Annotated in this window: 13 protein-coding genes; 4 read left to right on the forward strand and 9 right to left on the reverse strand. The window is 60.7% G+C overall.

What is annotated here, in order from left to right; genetic code table 11:
* Positions 1 to 37 precede the first annotated feature (37 nt).
* Complete coding sequence (gene xth / locus DX908_RS08845) at positions 38 to 838, reverse strand: exodeoxyribonuclease III (RefSeq protein WP_116391986.1); 801 nt, start codon at positions 836 to 838, stop codon at positions 38 to 40.
* Between the two features lie 50 nt (positions 839 to 888).
* Positions 889 to 2,106 (reverse strand): hypothetical protein, encoded by a 1,218-nt coding sequence (locus DX908_RS08850; RefSeq protein ID WP_116391987.1) that lies wholly within the window; start codon positions 2,104 to 2,106, stop codon positions 889 to 891.
* Between the two features lie 165 nt (positions 2,107 to 2,271).
* Here DX908_RS08850 and DX908_RS08855 point away from each other — a divergent pair, with 165 nt between their 5' ends.
* On the forward strand, positions 2,272 to 3,030 hold the full coding sequence (locus DX908_RS08855; protein ID WP_116391988.1) for a sulfite exporter TauE/SafE family protein: 759 nt from the start codon (positions 2,272 to 2,274) through the stop codon (positions 3,028 to 3,030).
* Here DX908_RS08855 and DX908_RS08860 read toward each other — a convergent pair.
* Together DX908_RS08860 and DX908_RS08865 are read right to left on the reverse strand one after the other, a co-directional pair.
* A complete protein-coding gene (locus DX908_RS08860) occupies positions 3,027 to 3,653 on the reverse strand; it encodes a hypothetical protein (protein ID WP_116391989.1) in 627 nt (208 codons plus the stop codon). The genes DX908_RS08855 and DX908_RS08860 overlap by 4 nt on opposite strands.
* A gap of 203 nt (positions 3,654 to 3,856) precedes the next feature.
* Positions 3,857 to 4,648, reverse strand: a complete 792-nt coding sequence (locus DX908_RS08865; RefSeq protein WP_116391990.1) for a LolA family protein — start codon at positions 4,646 to 4,648, stop codon at positions 3,857 to 3,859.
* Between the two features lie 180 nt (positions 4,649 to 4,828).
* Between DX908_RS08865 and DX908_RS08870 the strand changes: the two genes are divergently transcribed.
* A complete protein-coding gene (locus DX908_RS08870; protein WP_233508659.1) occupies positions 4,829 to 5,305 on the forward strand; it encodes a hypothetical protein in 477 nt (158 codons plus the stop codon).
* A gap of 3 nt (positions 5,306 to 5,308) precedes the next feature.
* Here DX908_RS08870 and DX908_RS08875 read toward each other — a convergent pair whose 3' ends face one another.
* Positions 5,309 to 7,747 carry a DNA translocase FtsK gene (locus DX908_RS08875; protein WP_116391992.1) on the reverse strand — a complete coding sequence of 813 codons (2,439 nt, stop codon included), beginning with the start codon at positions 7,745 to 7,747 and terminating at the stop codon, positions 5,309 to 5,311.
* Positions 7,748 to 8,058: 311 nt separating this feature from the next.
* Here DX908_RS08875 and DX908_RS08880 point away from each other — a divergent pair, with 311 nt between their 5' ends.
* A complete protein-coding gene (locus DX908_RS08880) occupies positions 8,059 to 9,360 on the forward strand; it encodes a CAP domain-containing protein (protein WP_116391993.1) in 1,302 nt (433 codons plus the stop codon).
* A gap of 66 nt (positions 9,361 to 9,426) precedes the next feature.
* Positions 9,427 to 10,671, forward strand: a complete 1,245-nt coding sequence (locus DX908_RS08885) for an FAD-dependent monooxygenase (protein ID WP_116391994.1) — start codon at positions 9,427 to 9,429, stop codon at positions 10,669 to 10,671.
* Here DX908_RS08885 and DX908_RS08890 read toward each other — a convergent pair.
* Genes DX908_RS08890 through dnaJ form a run of 4 tightly spaced genes read right to left on the reverse strand, consistent with a single transcriptional unit; the run spans position 10,668 to position 14,821 of the window.
* Positions 10,668 to 11,192 (reverse strand): retropepsin-like aspartic protease family protein, encoded by a 525-nt coding sequence (locus DX908_RS08890; RefSeq protein ID WP_116391995.1) that lies wholly within the window; start codon positions 11,190 to 11,192, stop codon positions 10,668 to 10,670. The two genes, DX908_RS08885 and DX908_RS08890, sit on opposite strands and share 4 nt — an antisense overlap.
* Positions 11,192 to 12,844, reverse strand: a complete 1,653-nt coding sequence (locus tag DX908_RS08895; protein WP_116391996.1) for an amidase — start codon at positions 12,842 to 12,844, stop codon at positions 11,192 to 11,194. Before DX908_RS08895 ends, DX908_RS08890 begins: the two co-directional genes overlap by 1 nt.
* Positions 12,845 to 12,896: 52 nt before the next feature.
* Positions 12,897 to 13,655: a 4-hydroxy-tetrahydrodipicolinate reductase gene (gene dapB, locus DX908_RS08900; RefSeq protein WP_116391997.1), complete on the reverse strand. Its 759-nt coding sequence runs from the start codon at positions 13,653 to 13,655 to the stop codon at positions 12,897 to 12,899.
* On the reverse strand, positions 13,652 to 14,821 hold the full coding sequence (gene dnaJ, locus DX908_RS08905) for a molecular chaperone DnaJ (RefSeq protein ID WP_116391998.1): 1,170 nt from the start codon (positions 14,819 to 14,821) through the stop codon (positions 13,652 to 13,654). The genes dapB and dnaJ overlap by 4 nt, the downstream gene beginning before the upstream one ends.
* Positions 14,822 to 14,933 lie beyond the last annotated feature (112 nt).

A 14,933-nucleotide genomic window follows, 5' to 3' on the forward strand; every position in this document is an offset into this window, starting at 1 on the left:
CGCTCCTTTCGGGGCGGCGTTTTTCGTTAGGGGTCAGCTATTCTGCAAAATCGAGCGTGACGGGCACGTGGTCGGAGGGCTTCTCCCAGCCGCGCGCATCCTCATGGATCGTGAAGGCGCCCGCGCCCGCTTTCATCGCCCGCTCACGCAAGGGTTCGGTCACCCAGATATGATCGAGACGGCGACCGCGGTTTGAGGCCTTCCAGTCGCGCGCGCGATAGGACCACCACGTATAAAGCTTCTCATCCTCGGGCGTCAGCTCTCGCATGACGTCAATGAAGGGCGCCGCCTTGATGAGTTTCGCCATCCGCTCGGTTTCGGGCGGTGTGTGCGAGACGACTTTGAGAAGCTGTTTGTGCGACCACACATCGTTTTCATGCGGCGCGATGTTGAGATCCCCGACAAGGATCTGCGGACGCTTGCCGGTGCGCCGGAACATCTTCGTCATCTCCTCGACGAAGGCCAGCTTGTGCGCAAATTTCGGGTTCTTCTCCGGGTCCGGCTCATCGCCGCCCGCGGGGACATAGAAATTGTGAAGCAGGGTGTCGTCCTCGAAGGTCACTGCGACATGGCGGCAATCCGCCTCGCCGCAGAACTGTCGGGTCTCGACCTCTTTAAACGGAATGCGAGAGACGATGGCGACACCGTGATAGCCTTTCTGGCCGTGCACGGCGTGGTGCTCATAGCCCGCCTTGATGAAGGCTTTGGCCGGGAACTGATCGTTCTGACACTTGATTTCCTGCAGGCAGAGAACGTCAGGCGACGCCTCTTTCAGGAAACGTTCAACAAGACCAATACGTAAGCGGACGGAATTAATGTTCCATGTGGAGAGGCGCATCCGGCGGGCCTACACCAAGGTTCCGCCGCATGCCAGTCTGACGAACCACCTTACTGGATGGCGGCGCGTGAGCAGGCCCGCTCAACGAACAGGGTCTGCGGTGTGCCGAATTCCCGAAGGTTGAAGCCGGCAATGCTGGAGCCTTGTGAGCGCAGGAAGTCCTCGATCAGCGCCCGATGCTGGCGTTCCGCACGGGCACGGCGCTCAGCCTGAGTTTCGTTTTTCGGGACGATCTCGCTTTTCTGCAGATAGCGTACACCGAACAGGATCGGTGCCGACTGGCGCGTCAGTTGAGCAACTGGCGTACCGGCGCCAACCATCTTGCGCGTGGCTTCAGCGACATTCTCGGCCGCTGCGGTCGAGCCGCCCGGCTGGTACTGACCAACGGAAAGCGCATAAACGACAGCCGGGCTGCGGCAGTCATTGGCGTCTTCTTCGCCGCGCAGTTCTTCAAGCACATAGCGCGCAATGTGGAAGCCGCGATTGGCGGCGCGCTGATCCGCAACACCGCTTTCGATGTCCCAGCCAGCAAGACCAATCGCGAGGAACAGGTCGTAGTCGGAAACATTCGAGCCCGGCCCTGCGACCATGTTGAACTCATCCCGAGACAGTGCGAATTCCCGCTTGTAGTAGAACTCGTCATTCCGTGTACCCAGCACCGGCAGGTCGACCGGATGCCAGACCGGTTCGAAGATGAAGGCGCCATCTTCTTCGGCCATGAAATCAATCACATCAAACTGAGCCGACTGACGGCCCGCACAGATGACATAGGATTTGATCGGCTCACGCTCGATCCCGACGATCACGTCGCGGTCTTCATCGCGCTTGGTCCAGACCGGGCCTTCATCGCAATCGACGAGAACCGGAGCGGAGGACGGCACGGAGGCGGTATTGATCGGGTCATCCGCAGGCGTATTATTCGCCGCGCTCTGCGCCCCGGCCTGCTCACCGCCGCGGCCGATCGCGAATTGCGCGCCGATGATCACGGCGACAATGCCGATGATGGCGATGACGATATTGCGAAGGCCGCCATCAGCGCCGCTGCCAACGCTGGTCTGGATCGCGGGGCGCGTCACATTCGGATTGAGCATGGGCGGCGCGACAGGGGTCAGCGGCATGTTGGTCGCAGTGGCGGAATGTCCGGCGCGCTGCTTGTCCCAGAAAGCCCAGGCGATGGTTCCGGCAATGCCCAGAAACGCCAATATCAGCACCATCATTCCCAGTGGCGACGAGAACACATCAACCAGTCGCATCGGCAAGTCAGCCATCACTTTTCCCCTTCGCCCGACGAGCGGCGTACACCGCATCCCGACGGCACCCCCAAATGGGCCATTAAGACGCTGTTAACGGCTTACCACAGCGGTGGGGAAGCGCCAACAGATGCGCAACGTGCCAGAATTGCCCGAAAGCCCGGTCGTGGCTAATCGGCCACGATGAACTTCCCGGATCTGGCCCCTAATCTCGGCACATTCGCCGAAATTACCGTCATCGTGGTCAGTTTCCTGGCTGCAGGCGTCACTGCGACCTTCTCGATCGGCGGCGGATTGCTGCTGATCGGGGTCATGGGTGTGCTTGCACCGGTGACCGCCGTCGTGCCGGTCCATGGCGCGATCATGATGGGTGGAAATGCCGGAAGGGCCTTTGTTTTCAGGCGCGGGCTCGATCTGCCGATCTTTGGGGCGGTGTTTGCCGGCGCCCTCTTGGGGGCGCTGATCGGTGGACAGATCGTGACAACCCTGCCTGCCGCCGCGCTGCGGCTGTTGATCGCGGGGTTTATCCTGTTCTCCCAGTGGGGGCCGAAACTGCGTCTGCCTTTCGGGCGAAAATCATTTTTCCTCGCCGGCACCGTCTCGACCATCCTCAACCTCTTTGTCGGGGCGTCGGGCCCGTTCATCACGGCGCTTCTGGCGGCCGTCCCGCGGTATGACCGGATCAATCTGCAGGCCACCGCTGCGGCCTGTATGACTGTGCAGCACGGGCTGAAAATTGTCGTGTTCGGGCTCGCCGGCTTTGCCTTTGCGCCCTGGCTGCCGCTAATCCTGCTCTCGATTGCGGCAGGCTTCGCCGGCACGCTGCTGGGCGCGAAGCTCCTCTCACGGTTTGACGAGAACCAGTTCCGCAGCGCCCTCAAATGGATCCTGACGGCGCTTGCGATCTATATGATTTTACTGGTGATTCTGAAGCTGTTCTAGAACACGCTGCAGCTAGAGCCGATCACTGTGACAGGCCAACGCCCCTGCTCGAAGAGCCTCAGCTTCCAGACAAAAGCATGGTCGTCAGCCTCTTCTTCACCCGCAGCGGCCGCAATCAGCGCGAGCGCAGCGCCATGGGCCGCCTGCACCGCCGCCCCGACCGCCAGATTTAGCGCGGCCTCATCAGCCATATCCCAGAGGGCGGCCTGCTCTTCAGCCGCCGCTTTTGCCGCATCGCCAGCTTCCTGCGCGACGAGTTTAAGCCCTACTTCGAGGGCTTCCTCGGACATCACCGAAAGAGCCGTTTCTGTCAGGTTAGAGCGCAGGAGTTCTTCGGCCTCCCAGGCAGGTGAGGACCAATCATGGGTCTCCGCCGCGGAGGCAGCATCGTCATAATCGGCAAGGATGGCCAGATCCGCCTCGGGAAACCCCAGCCGGTCGAGATATTCGACGGCTGTTTTGCGCAGCTCTGGCGTTGGCGGCTCACCCAGATGGGCAAACCACGAAATACGCTCAAGCCCCTGCGCAAAGCGCCGGAGTCGCACCAGAATAGGGGTTTCCTGTTCGAGAGATGCGAAGGCGGCGGGATCGATAGTGGGGGTGGGGTCGTCGCCCGTTACCATTTTCCGCCGCCTTCCGCCCGTTGGGGATCGAAGGGCTGATGCGGCGCGGGTGAACCGTCAGCGGGGGGGCAACGCCGGCCCACCAGTTCGCGCCACATTGTCAGATTACGCTCTTTCACGGCCAATTCCAGTTACGCCTCGTAAATGTTTGACTGTGATATCATCGCAACTAGTCGAGGATGCAAGGGGGAATACCTGCCCCCTTAATCCCGCAGGAAAGTGCCGCCTGCATCAGGTGCACGGAACAGACGGTTGTTCAGCTTCGCGCCGATCTCAACTTCACTGAGTTCGACCGTCGTGACGGCGTTGTTCGGCTCGCGCACACCCCAGCCGATCAGCTCCATGTCGGGTGCGGTAAAGGCCAGCGCCAGCTCGCCTTCCATCTCGCTGTCGGTCGCCGCGATGATCAGGCTGACCCGGTCTTCGGAGCGCATGACATCGACAAGTTCCGCCGCCTCACGGTCTAGGCTTTTCGAGAGCAGGAATTTGAGCGGTGTCTCGCTGACCGGATAGCTGTCGGTCGTCTCAAGATCCGCGTCATGCACATAGACGAGGCCGTTGGTCGCAACGATCAGCTGCGGCGAGGGATCATCATAATCAAAGCGCAGCTGGCCCGGCCGGCGGATCGAGACATCGCCTTCATAGACGCTGCCGGACGGCGAGACCTGCAAGAAGCGGGCTTTGAGGGTTTTCATGCCTTCGAGCGCCTCGGCGGCGCGGTCGAAAACCTCATCATCGCTGAGATCGGAGAACGCCACCGCGTTGGCGGCAATCGTGACGGGTGCAGCCTCGGTTTCGAGCGCGACGGTCGCTTCCGCAATCGGGGCCGGCTCAGTCGTCTCCACCGTCATTTCGGTGGAGGTATCCTGCGCAATTTCAGTCACTGCCGCCGCTTCAATCGTCACGGCGGTGGTCCCGCTATTTACCATCAGCGGAGTCGACGAAACGGAGCTCATCAGCATCGCCGCGACGGCGGAAAATGGGGTCATAAACATTCTGGGGTCCTTCCTCGTCACCCGAACAGAGGACGTAATGCACGCCAATGGCCCGTGAAAGGCCCCATTTCGTTACGTTCTGGTGGGCCGAGAATTCGCCACAATTCCGCCGTTTACCTTGCCAAAGGCAGTATTATTGCTGTTCCGAAATAAACCTTCGGGAAATAGTTTTCCCCAATAATGGTGACTTATCCACAACGCCTGTTCGTGGAAATGATTTGTTTAACTCGGTCCCTGGTTGCGGGACCAAAAGGAGAAGAAATGGACATCCCAGGCCTGTCCCCGTCACAGGCCCCCGCGCGAGCAGATTTGCGTCTAGGGGCCTCTTCCGCTGCCCCGGCGGCAGCGAATACTCAACCTTTGCGCACGGATGTTCCAAATCCGGTGCCGGAAGTCTCCCGCAGCGCAGAAGCCGCAAGCCTGCGCAAGACGCAGGAAGGCGAGGCGATCATCGCCTCCTCACCTTCTCCTCAGCCTTCTGCAGAATCGCTTTTTGCAGATGTGTTCCCAGAGCCCCTGCCGGCCGATCTCAGCGCAGCTGAACGAAGCGAAGTCTATGCGCAGATCTTCGGGAATGTCGAAGGGCCTCTGCCCAATGAACGCGCCAACGCCGCGGAGCGATTGTTTCTGACGACCGCGAACCTGTTCCGAGGCTGAGGATCAGGCGGCATCCTCGCCGACGAGGATCTCACGTTTGCCCGCGTGATTGGCGGGGCCGACAATGCCCTGCTCTTCAAGCTGCTCCATGAGAGTTGCAGCGCGGTTATAGCCGATCTGCAGCCGCCGCTGAATGTAGCTGGTCGAGGCCTTCCGGTCACGGGCGATGATCGCCACCGCCTGATCGAACATGGCGTCCCCTGACGAAGTGTTCCCGCCAATATCAAGCCCGAGCTGCTCGGCCGTCTCGTCATCGCCTTCGGTGACTTCCTGAACGTAAGACGGCTTACCCTGTTTCTTCAGATGGCTGACGATCTTTTCGACTTCGTCATCCGCCACAAAGGCGCCGTGCACGCGCGTGATGCGCCCGCCGCCCGCCATATAGAGCATGTCCCCTTGACCGAGGAGCTGTTCGGCGCCTTGCTCACCGAGAATAGTGCGAGAGTCGATTTTCGAGGTCACCTGAAAGGAAATTCGTGTCGGGAAGTTCGCTTTGATCGTGCCGGTGATGACGTCAACGGAAGGCCGCTGGGTTGCCATGATCAGGTGGATGCCTGCCGCCCGCGCCATCTGCGCCAGACGCTGGACCATCGCCTCGATATCCTTGCCCGCCACCATCATCAGGTCGGCCACCTCGTCGATCACGACAACGATGAACGGCATTTTTTCGAATTCGAGTTCTTCTTCCTCATAGACCGGCTCGCCGGTATCAGGATCATAGCCCTTGTGCTCGCGACGGGTCAGGGGCTCGCCCCTTGCCTCGGCCTCAGCCACACGCTCGTTGAAGCCATGGATGTTCCGCACACCCATCTGCGACATCTTGCGGTAGCGGTCCTCCATCTCCTTGACCGTCCATTTGAGCGCAACCACGGCCTTGCGCGGATCGGTCACGACGGGCGCGAGAAGATGCGGGATCCCCTCATAGACCGAGAGTTCGAGCATTTTGGGGTCGACCATGATCAGCTTACACTGATCAGGAGGCAGACGATAAAGCAGTGACAGGATCATGGTGTTGATCCCGACCGATTTACCTGAGCCCGTGGTCCCGGCGATCAGGAGGTGAGGCATCTTGGCAAGGTCGGCATATTGCGGTTCGCCGCCAATATCCTTGCCAAGCGCAAGGGTCAGGTTGCGGCCCTGATGGAAACCGTCCGAGGCCAGCATTTCGTGGAAGAGGACGAATTCCCGATCGTCATTGGGCAGCTCGATGCCGATGGCGTTCCGGCCGGGCACGACAGCCACCCGCGCGGCAACCGCTGACATCGACCGGGCGATGTCGTCGGCAAGGCCGATGACGCGCGAGGATTTGACCCCTGCGGCTGGCTCCAGCTCATAAAGCGTGACGACCGGGCCGGGCCGGACATTGATGATCTCGCCCTGGATCTTGAAGTCGGCGAGCACGCTCTCAAGTTGGCGAGCGCGCTCCTCCAGTTCCTCGTCCGAAACGACGCGAGCGTGATTGGGGTTCGGGGCCTTGAGGAGTTTGAGAGAGGGGAATTTGTAATTGCCCGGATCATATTCCGGCGCCTCGTCGAGCACGCGGCGCGGCTGGACCTTTTTCACCTCACGGATGATTTTCCGCTTAGGCGCCTCGTCCTCATCTTCCTCATATTCGTATTCTTCGCCGTCTTCATATTCGTACTCTTCCTCATACTCCGCCTCGTCCTCGGCTTCATATTCGGCTTCGTCCTCATATTCGTATTCTTCTTCCGCCTCGGCTTCGGCCTCCTCATCGAAGGTCGGCTCCTGGCGTTCGCCGCGGGCTTCACGCCACTGGTCCAGCAGAACAGTCGCTTGTGCAGCGACATAATCATAGCACCAGAAGAAGGCATCGAGCCCTGCATCGACGTGGTCGCGGCGGATATTGAGCGCGTGTGCACCGGCCCATGCGCCGGCAAAAATCAGAATTGGCGCGGCGAGCAACAGGCCCAGCCAAGAATGGATCCAGCTGAGCGGCAGTGCAGCCAAGGCTTTCACCGGGGCACCGATGAGCCCGCCCATACCGACAAGATAAGGCCAGTCCGCCGGCACCGGCAGGCAGGCACCAAGACCGGCTGCAGCAAGGACAGCCCCGATATAGGCGCCAAGCTTTACCCATGCGCTGAGCGGCGTGTGCCCCTCCGGCGCGCCATGGCGGAATGCTTCCCACCCCCAGACGGCGGGAATCAGGACCACGACAAGCGCGGCACCACCAAACATCTGCAAAAGGACATCCGAGAGAACCGCGCCCGCTTGCCCGCCCCAATTGGCGACATAGGTGCGGCCCGTTGCGACTGACCAGCTGGGGTCGGAAATGTCGTGGGTCAGGAGGCTGACAAAGGCAAAAAGCCCCAGCGCGATCAGCGACAGCCCGCCTGCGCGGACAACCAGGAACCGCACCCCGGCCATGAAACGGGCAAGAGCTGTATATTCGGTTTCGGCAGTTTCAGCGTATCGGGACATGGACGGCGGCACTCACGCGAAGACAATAGTTTCTGATGCGTGTAATTTTGTCCGCCTCAGGGTTAAGCCTTCTTTACGAAATGGCCGGTTTGCCCGCCCTGACGGCGTGAAAATTCAGCCATAGTGACCAGATTGAGAAGCATCCGTCTCATTTTTGCTACTTTCTGGTGTCATCTCGCCTGCATCATTCACCACATGACCGGACTTCCGATTCCTTCATTCTTCCGCTGACGGCTGATCTGACAGCCCGAAAGCCAGCATTGCGGAATCGGATCTGCCATCACCCCGGGGGGGGCGTGCAGGAGACCTTCATGGCGACGAATTCGGCTTACGCGCAGCTGGTTCTGGAACTGATCAATCGTTACCGGCTCGACCCCGCCGGAGAATATGACCGCCTCATCAATTCGAATGGACAGGCCGTCCAGTCAAACATCCAGTCAGCACTGAATTATTTCGGTGTCGATCTGGAGGCGCTGGAGGACCAGCTTGATGATGCCTCGCCCGTTGCGCCCCTCGCATGGAACGCCAATCTTGCTGCGGCGGCTCTGACCCACAGTGAGCTGATGATCGAATATGATCAGCAGAGCCACCGTGTGCAGAATTCGAATGGTAATTATGTCGAGCCGGGCCTTGGCGACCGGATCAGCGATGCGGGCTATACCGGCTGGAGCAATCTGGCCGAAAATATCTATGCCTATGCGAAAGATCCGTTGCACGGCCATGCGGGCTTCGTCATCGACTGGGGCTTTGACGCCGGTGACAATAGCGGCAATTTCCAGTCAAATGGCGACGGCATTCAGGATCCGCCGGGCCACCGGATCAATATTCTGTCGGCAAACTATACGGAAATAGGGATCAGTTTCGTTGCCGAGAACAACAGCTCCACTGATGTCGGTCCGTTCGTCACGACCCAGAATTTCGGTAACCGGTTCAGTTATGACCCGCAGGTTCTAGGCGTTGTCATCAATGATCAGGACGGCGATGCCTTTTATGATATCGGCGAAGGGCTGGGCGGCGTTACCGTCACCCTGACGGGCTCGAATGGCACCTATACAACGACCACGGCGGATGCCGGCGGCTATCAACTCGAAGTCCCTGCCGGGAGCTATGAGATCACCTTCTCTGGCGGTAGTCTTGGCGGCATTGTCACGAAATCGGTTTCGATCAGTGGCCAGAACGTCAAGGTCGATGCCCGCGCCGACGAGGCAGAAGGGGCTGTGGCCACCCCGACCTCAGGCAATGACAACCTGATGGGCACGATGGGGGATGACATGATCTCGCTGCTCGGCGGGCATGACCGCTATGACGGACTGGCCGGCAACGACACCATCTATGGCAATGGCGGTAGTGATACGATTTTCGGCGGTGATGGCAGTGACATCATCTATGGCGGCAATGGCAATAACGTCATTTATGGCGATGGCCCGCCGACAGCCGTGTCGGCAGAGAGCCCCGGCGCAGCCCCTGCGCCCCTGAGTGAAGAAATCGCGAGCGACGAGATCACCCAGATGCTCATCGATGCAGGGCTCTACGGCAAGGATGGCCTGCCCTCGCTGCAGGAGGATCCCATCCCGCTGGTTGAGTATTTCGATCCCGAGACTTTCCTCATCTGAACACTGCGACGACATCGCCGCATGCCGGCAGTGGACGGCTGAAGGGCGAAGGACTAGCTCTAGCCCATGGACAAGAACCGTCACGATGTCGCGATTGCCGGGGCCGGGCTGACTGGCCAGCTGATGGCACTGGCCTTGAGCCAGCAGGGCTTTTCCGTCGCGCTGATCGACCCGCATCCGGCGGACGCGCAGGCCGATGATCCGCGCACCACGGCCCTCGCCTATGCGAGCGTTCGGCTGTTCAAGCGCCTCGGCCTGTGGGAGGCGCTCGAATACAGGGCGGCGGCGATCAATGACATCCTCGTGACCAATGGCCGCCCGGCGGACCGGTTCCGCAAGGGCGGACTCTCCGGCGGCAGGCTTCATTTCCCATCCTCACTTCTGCCCGAGCACAGCGCCGGGCCGGAGGGCACGCCGCTCGGCCATATCGTGCGCAATGCGGACATGCTGGAAGTCTTCCGTGCCCGCCTTAAAGAGGATGAGAATGTCGATCTCATCACCGACCGGATAGAGGTGGTGGAGAACAAGCGAGGCAATGTTACCCTGCCGCTAGGCGGGGGACGGACGATTGAGGCTGCGTTCCTGATCGCCTGTGACGGCAAGCAGTCGCGCCTGCGCGAAACCCAAGGCTTCCGTACCCGCAAATGGGGCTATGACCAGAAGGCGCTGGCCTTCAATTTGAAAACCGAAAAGCCGCATCACGGTGTGGCGCAGGAGATTTTCTATCCGCAAGGCCCTTTCGCGATCCTGCCTCTTCAGGGCAATGAAGTCTCGATTGTCTGGACCGAGAAAAATCCGGGAGCAGATCATTATGCGCGGCTGCCTGAGGACGAGCTGATTGCGGAAGTCCGCGCCCGTGTTGGCGACCATCTGGGGCAGCTTGAATTATCTTCCAAGCCTGCCGTCTTCCCGCTGACTTTTGTTTATGTGAACAATCCGGTCGAGGGGCGGATCGTCCTTGCCGGTGACGCCTATCACGGCATTCACCCGATTGCGGGGCAGGGCTTTAATCTCGGCATCAAGGATATCGCCGTCATGGCCGATGTCCTTCATGAGGCCCGTTCGCACGGCCTTGATGTCGGCGCGCCCGATGTGCTCGCCAATTATGTCCGTTGGCGGCGCTTTGATTCAGCAGCGCTCTCCTTCGGCACCGATGCGATGACCCGTCTGTTCTCGAATGATATCGCGCCGGTCCGCTGGGCACGTGGGGCAGGGCTCGGCCTTGTCCAGCATTTCGATCCAGCAAGAGTGCTCTTCATGCGTCAGGCAGGCGCCGACACCGGCGAGCTGCCGCGCCTGATGCGGCCTTAATTGACGGCGATCGTCAGCCCTTCACTGTCAAAGGACACGCGCCCGAAACGCCGCAACACGTTCATCCCGAGCAGGCTGACCTCCAGCCTGTCATCAGGCAGGACAAAGACGGTGACCTTTTCGATCCGGCCGGGGCCGAAATCGACGATCTCCGCTTCCGCGCGCGCGGCCATGACATAGCCATTGGCGGTCGAGAACCGGCTGTTGAAATCATCCGGAGACAGTAAGATCCCGGCGCGCTTCGCATCGCTTTCGCGCAATGTCAGGAAACTGGCGCCGGTATCCACCAGCACCGTCACATCTGCGCCATCGATAATGGCTTCGGCAATGAAAGAGCCGCCCGCGCCGGAGCGGATGAACAATTCCTCGCGGCCATCTTCAGAAATGATGACGGCGGGCGCATCGGCACGATAGGAGCTGCCGACCGTGAATTTTCCATGCTCATCGAAGGATCGCGCAACCACGAGTGCAATCACCGCTGCGACCGTGAAAAGCGCATAAAACCCTGCGTGTCTTTCCATCACTCGCCTCCTTCCCCGGGCGCTGCATAGGGCCGCATGGCCCCAGCGGTCTCCTCCAGCACAAAAGAGTTTGCCGCGAAACCGGGCGAAACAATGGCACGGGATTGCTGTTCGAATCCATAGGCAGCGCGGATCATTGTCGCCTCGTCCCAGGCGCGCGCCATGAAACTCATGCCGACCGGCAAGCCGCGCACGGTTCCCATCGGCACTGTCATGTTGGGCGTGCCCGCAATCGCCGCGATATAATCCGCGCCGGTGCCGCCTGGATATTCATCGCCATAGACCGCATCGATCAGGAAAGCGGGCGGGCGTGAGGGCGCAACCAGCACATCGACATCATACTCCTTGAGCAGGTGATGGATGCCCTCATCCCGCGAGGCTTTACGCAAAGCGGCATAAGCGCCCTTGTAACGCGCTTCTTCCATGCCGCCCGTCTCTTGCGACATGAGAAGAATTTCCTGTCCGAAAAGAGCCAGCTCTCGCGCGGCGTTTACCTCGTTATAGGCAATGAGGTCATCGAGCGAGCGCACGGTGACGGCAGGGGCCGCATCGGCAAGATAGGAATTAAGCGCAGTCTTGAACTCCGCCTGCAGAATATAGAAGGATTGCGAGAAGGCCTCGCCCGACTCGAAAGCGTCGATATCAACAAGGGTGGCCCCGGCAGCTTCGAGATCGGCAAGGCCGTCTGCAAAGACCGCGCCGATCTCTTCATTCTCACCTACGGCAAAACGCAACACACCGATGCGTAAACCCGAAAGGTCACCATCGAGCTCTGCGAGATAATCCGTCACATGATCATCTGCCTTGGCTGTTGCGGGATCAGCAGGGTCCTCGCCTGCCATGACCGCCAGCATGAGCGCCGCGCTTTTCACATCGCGCGCCATGGGGCCTGCCGTATCCTGTGTCGGGGAAATCGGCACGATATGCGTCCGGGAGAGAAGCCCGACCGTCGGCTTGATCCCGACAATCCCGTTCATCGCCGAAGGGCACATGATCGAACCATTGGTCTCTGTGCCAATCGCCAGCGGGACGAGCCCTGCAGCAACCGCGACCGCCGAGCCCGAAGATGATCCGCAAGGGGAACGGTCAAGGCTGTGCGGGTTCTTTGTCTGCCCGCCAACGCCGGACCAGCCGCTCATCGAATTGGTCGAGCGGAAATTTGCCCATTCGGACAGATTGGTCTTGCCAAGGATGATCGCGCCTGACGCGCGCAACCGCGCGATGATCGGCGCATCCCGGCCAGTCCTGTTCTCAAGCAGCGCAAGCGAGCCCGCCGTCGTAGGCAGCTCCCGCGTTTCGATATTGTCTTTGACGAGAACCGGCACACCATGGAGCGGGCCGCGAAGGGCACCATTCCGCGCCTCCTCATCAAGCGCTTTTGCTTGCGCCATGGCCTCGGGATTGATCGAGAGAACTGACTGGAGCGTCGGGCCCGACCGGTCGAGGGTCTCGATCTGCCCAAGAGAGAAAGCGACCTGGTCTGCGGCACTGAAATGCCCCGCCGCAATGCCTGCGGCCATATCCATGGCATCAAGATTGGGCGCGTTGATGATTTCGATGCTGCTGCTGGTGCCGGTCGAAACCGCCGGGTCACTCACGCAAGCGACAGCCGAAAGACCCGCCAGAGCGGATACCAAGACGCGACGCTTCATGCGGAGTTCTCCCCCTACCTGCCCGGACGGAAGACTGCCTTTTTGAGGCGCGTCAGTCGAGCCCCAAGACATCGCGCATGGTGTAAATGCCCGGTGCCTTGCCATTCACCCAAAGGGCCGCACGCAAGGCACCTTCAGCAAATAGCCGCCGGTCGAGCGCCCGGTGGCTGAGAGAGATGACATCATTTTCACCAAAGAAGCTGACCGTGTGATCACCCTTGATGCCGCCGCCGCGCTGGACCGAGAAGCCGATCTCGCCTTCCTTACGCGGGCCAGTCTGGCCGTGCCGGTCAAAGACGCCGCGTTCGGAGAGGGTGACCCCTGCACCGCGCGCCGCCGCCTCTCCCAGCATGAGGGCCGTGCCGGACGGCGCGTCAACTTTTCGCCGGTGATGGGTCTCGGTGATTTCGATGTCATAGCCATCGAGCTTGGCCGCTGCTTCCTCGACCAGCGCGAGGAGCATGTTGACCCCTAGCGAGAAATTCCCCGAACGGACGATCGGGATAAGCGCGCCAGCTTCCCGGATCTCATCTTCCTGCTCGTCCGACAGGCCGGTCGTGCCGGTGACGACCGCCATGCCGCGCTTGGCCGCATCACGGATCAGGGCAACGCTGGCCCCCGGCAGGGTGAAATCAATGAGGACATCCGCATCCGGTGCATCAGCAACCGTGCGGGACATCAGACAGCCCGCAACTTCCTTTTTCGAAGAAGAGATCCCGCCGACAAGATCGAATCGGTCATCACTGCGCGCCGCCTCAAGCGAAGCGCCACCTGTCTGCCCCGTGGCGCCGGCGACAAGCAGCCGGATCATCCCTGTCCGGCTCCGGTGTCACGGATATTGTCCCAGAAATCCTTGGCGCGATCAAAAAAGCTGTTTGATTGCGGACAATCCTTGCCGCCGCCTTCGGCGCAGAATTCCTGCAGCAGTTCTTTCTGGCGAGGGGTGAGGTTGGTCGGTGTCTCGACCCGCAGCTCGACAAACATGTCGCCGCGCTGTTTCCGGCGAAGCTGGGTCATGCCCATATTCCGCAAGCGGAATTTACGGCCCGTCTGGGCGCCTTCGGGGATCTTGATCTTGACCCGGCCGCCATCAATGGTCGGGGTTTCAATCTCCCCGCCAAGCGCGGCTTTTGCCATCGGCACATGGACATCGCAGTAAAGATCCGGCCCGTCCCGCTCGAAAAGCTCGTGATCGGAAATCCGTACAAAGAGGTAGAGATCGCCATAGGGCGCGCCGCGCACACCCGCTTCGCCCTGACCGGTCAGGCGGATCCGCGTGCCGTCCTCAACCCCTGCCGGGATATCGACCGCCAGTGTCCGGTCGGAGCGCACCCGCCCCTGTCCGTTACAGCTCTTACAAGGGTCGGAGATCACCTCGCCCGCGCCGTGGCAGTTCGGGCAGGTCCGCTCGACCGCGAAAAAGCCCTGCTGCATCCGCACCCGGCCCGCGCCGTTACAGGTCGCGCAGGTCTTGGGCGTCGTCCCCGGTTCTGCGCCGGATCCTTCGCAGCTATCGCAGGTCTCGGATGAGGGGACGGTGATTTCCTTGTGGATGCCATTATAGGCCTCGCCCAGCGAGATCTCGACTTCGTATTTGAGATCCGCGCCGCGGCCCGATGCCTGACGGCCCCGTCCGCCACCGCCCCGGCCACCCATGAACTCGCCGAAGATATCTTCAAAGACATCCGAGAAAGCGCCCGCGGAGAAACCACTGCCGAAGCCCGCGCCGCCGGGGCCTGCCCCGCCATGGCCGTTCTGGAAGGCGGCATGGCCGAAGCGGTCATAAGCCGCGCGTTTCTGCTCATCGGACAGGACCTCATAGGCCTCGCCGATTTCCTTGAATTTCATTTCCGCTTCTGCGTCGCCCGGATTGCGGTCCGGGTGGTATTTCATCGCAAGCTTGCGGAAGGCGGATTTGATCGCGGCGCCATCGGCACTCCGCTCAACACCCAGAAGCTGATAATAATCCTGCGCCATCTTTCGTGTCGCACTGCCTCATCTATTCACTCAGGTGGGCGCCCGCCCACGGGATCTGGTTTGCCCGGAAGGGCCAAAGCTAACCCCTCACATATGAAGTCATTCGCCCCTG

It is taken from the genome of Parvularcula marina (assembly GCF_003399445.1).
In the GTDB taxonomy this organism is placed as follows: Bacteria; Pseudomonadota; Alphaproteobacteria; order Caulobacterales; family Parvularculaceae; genus Parvularcula; species Parvularcula marina.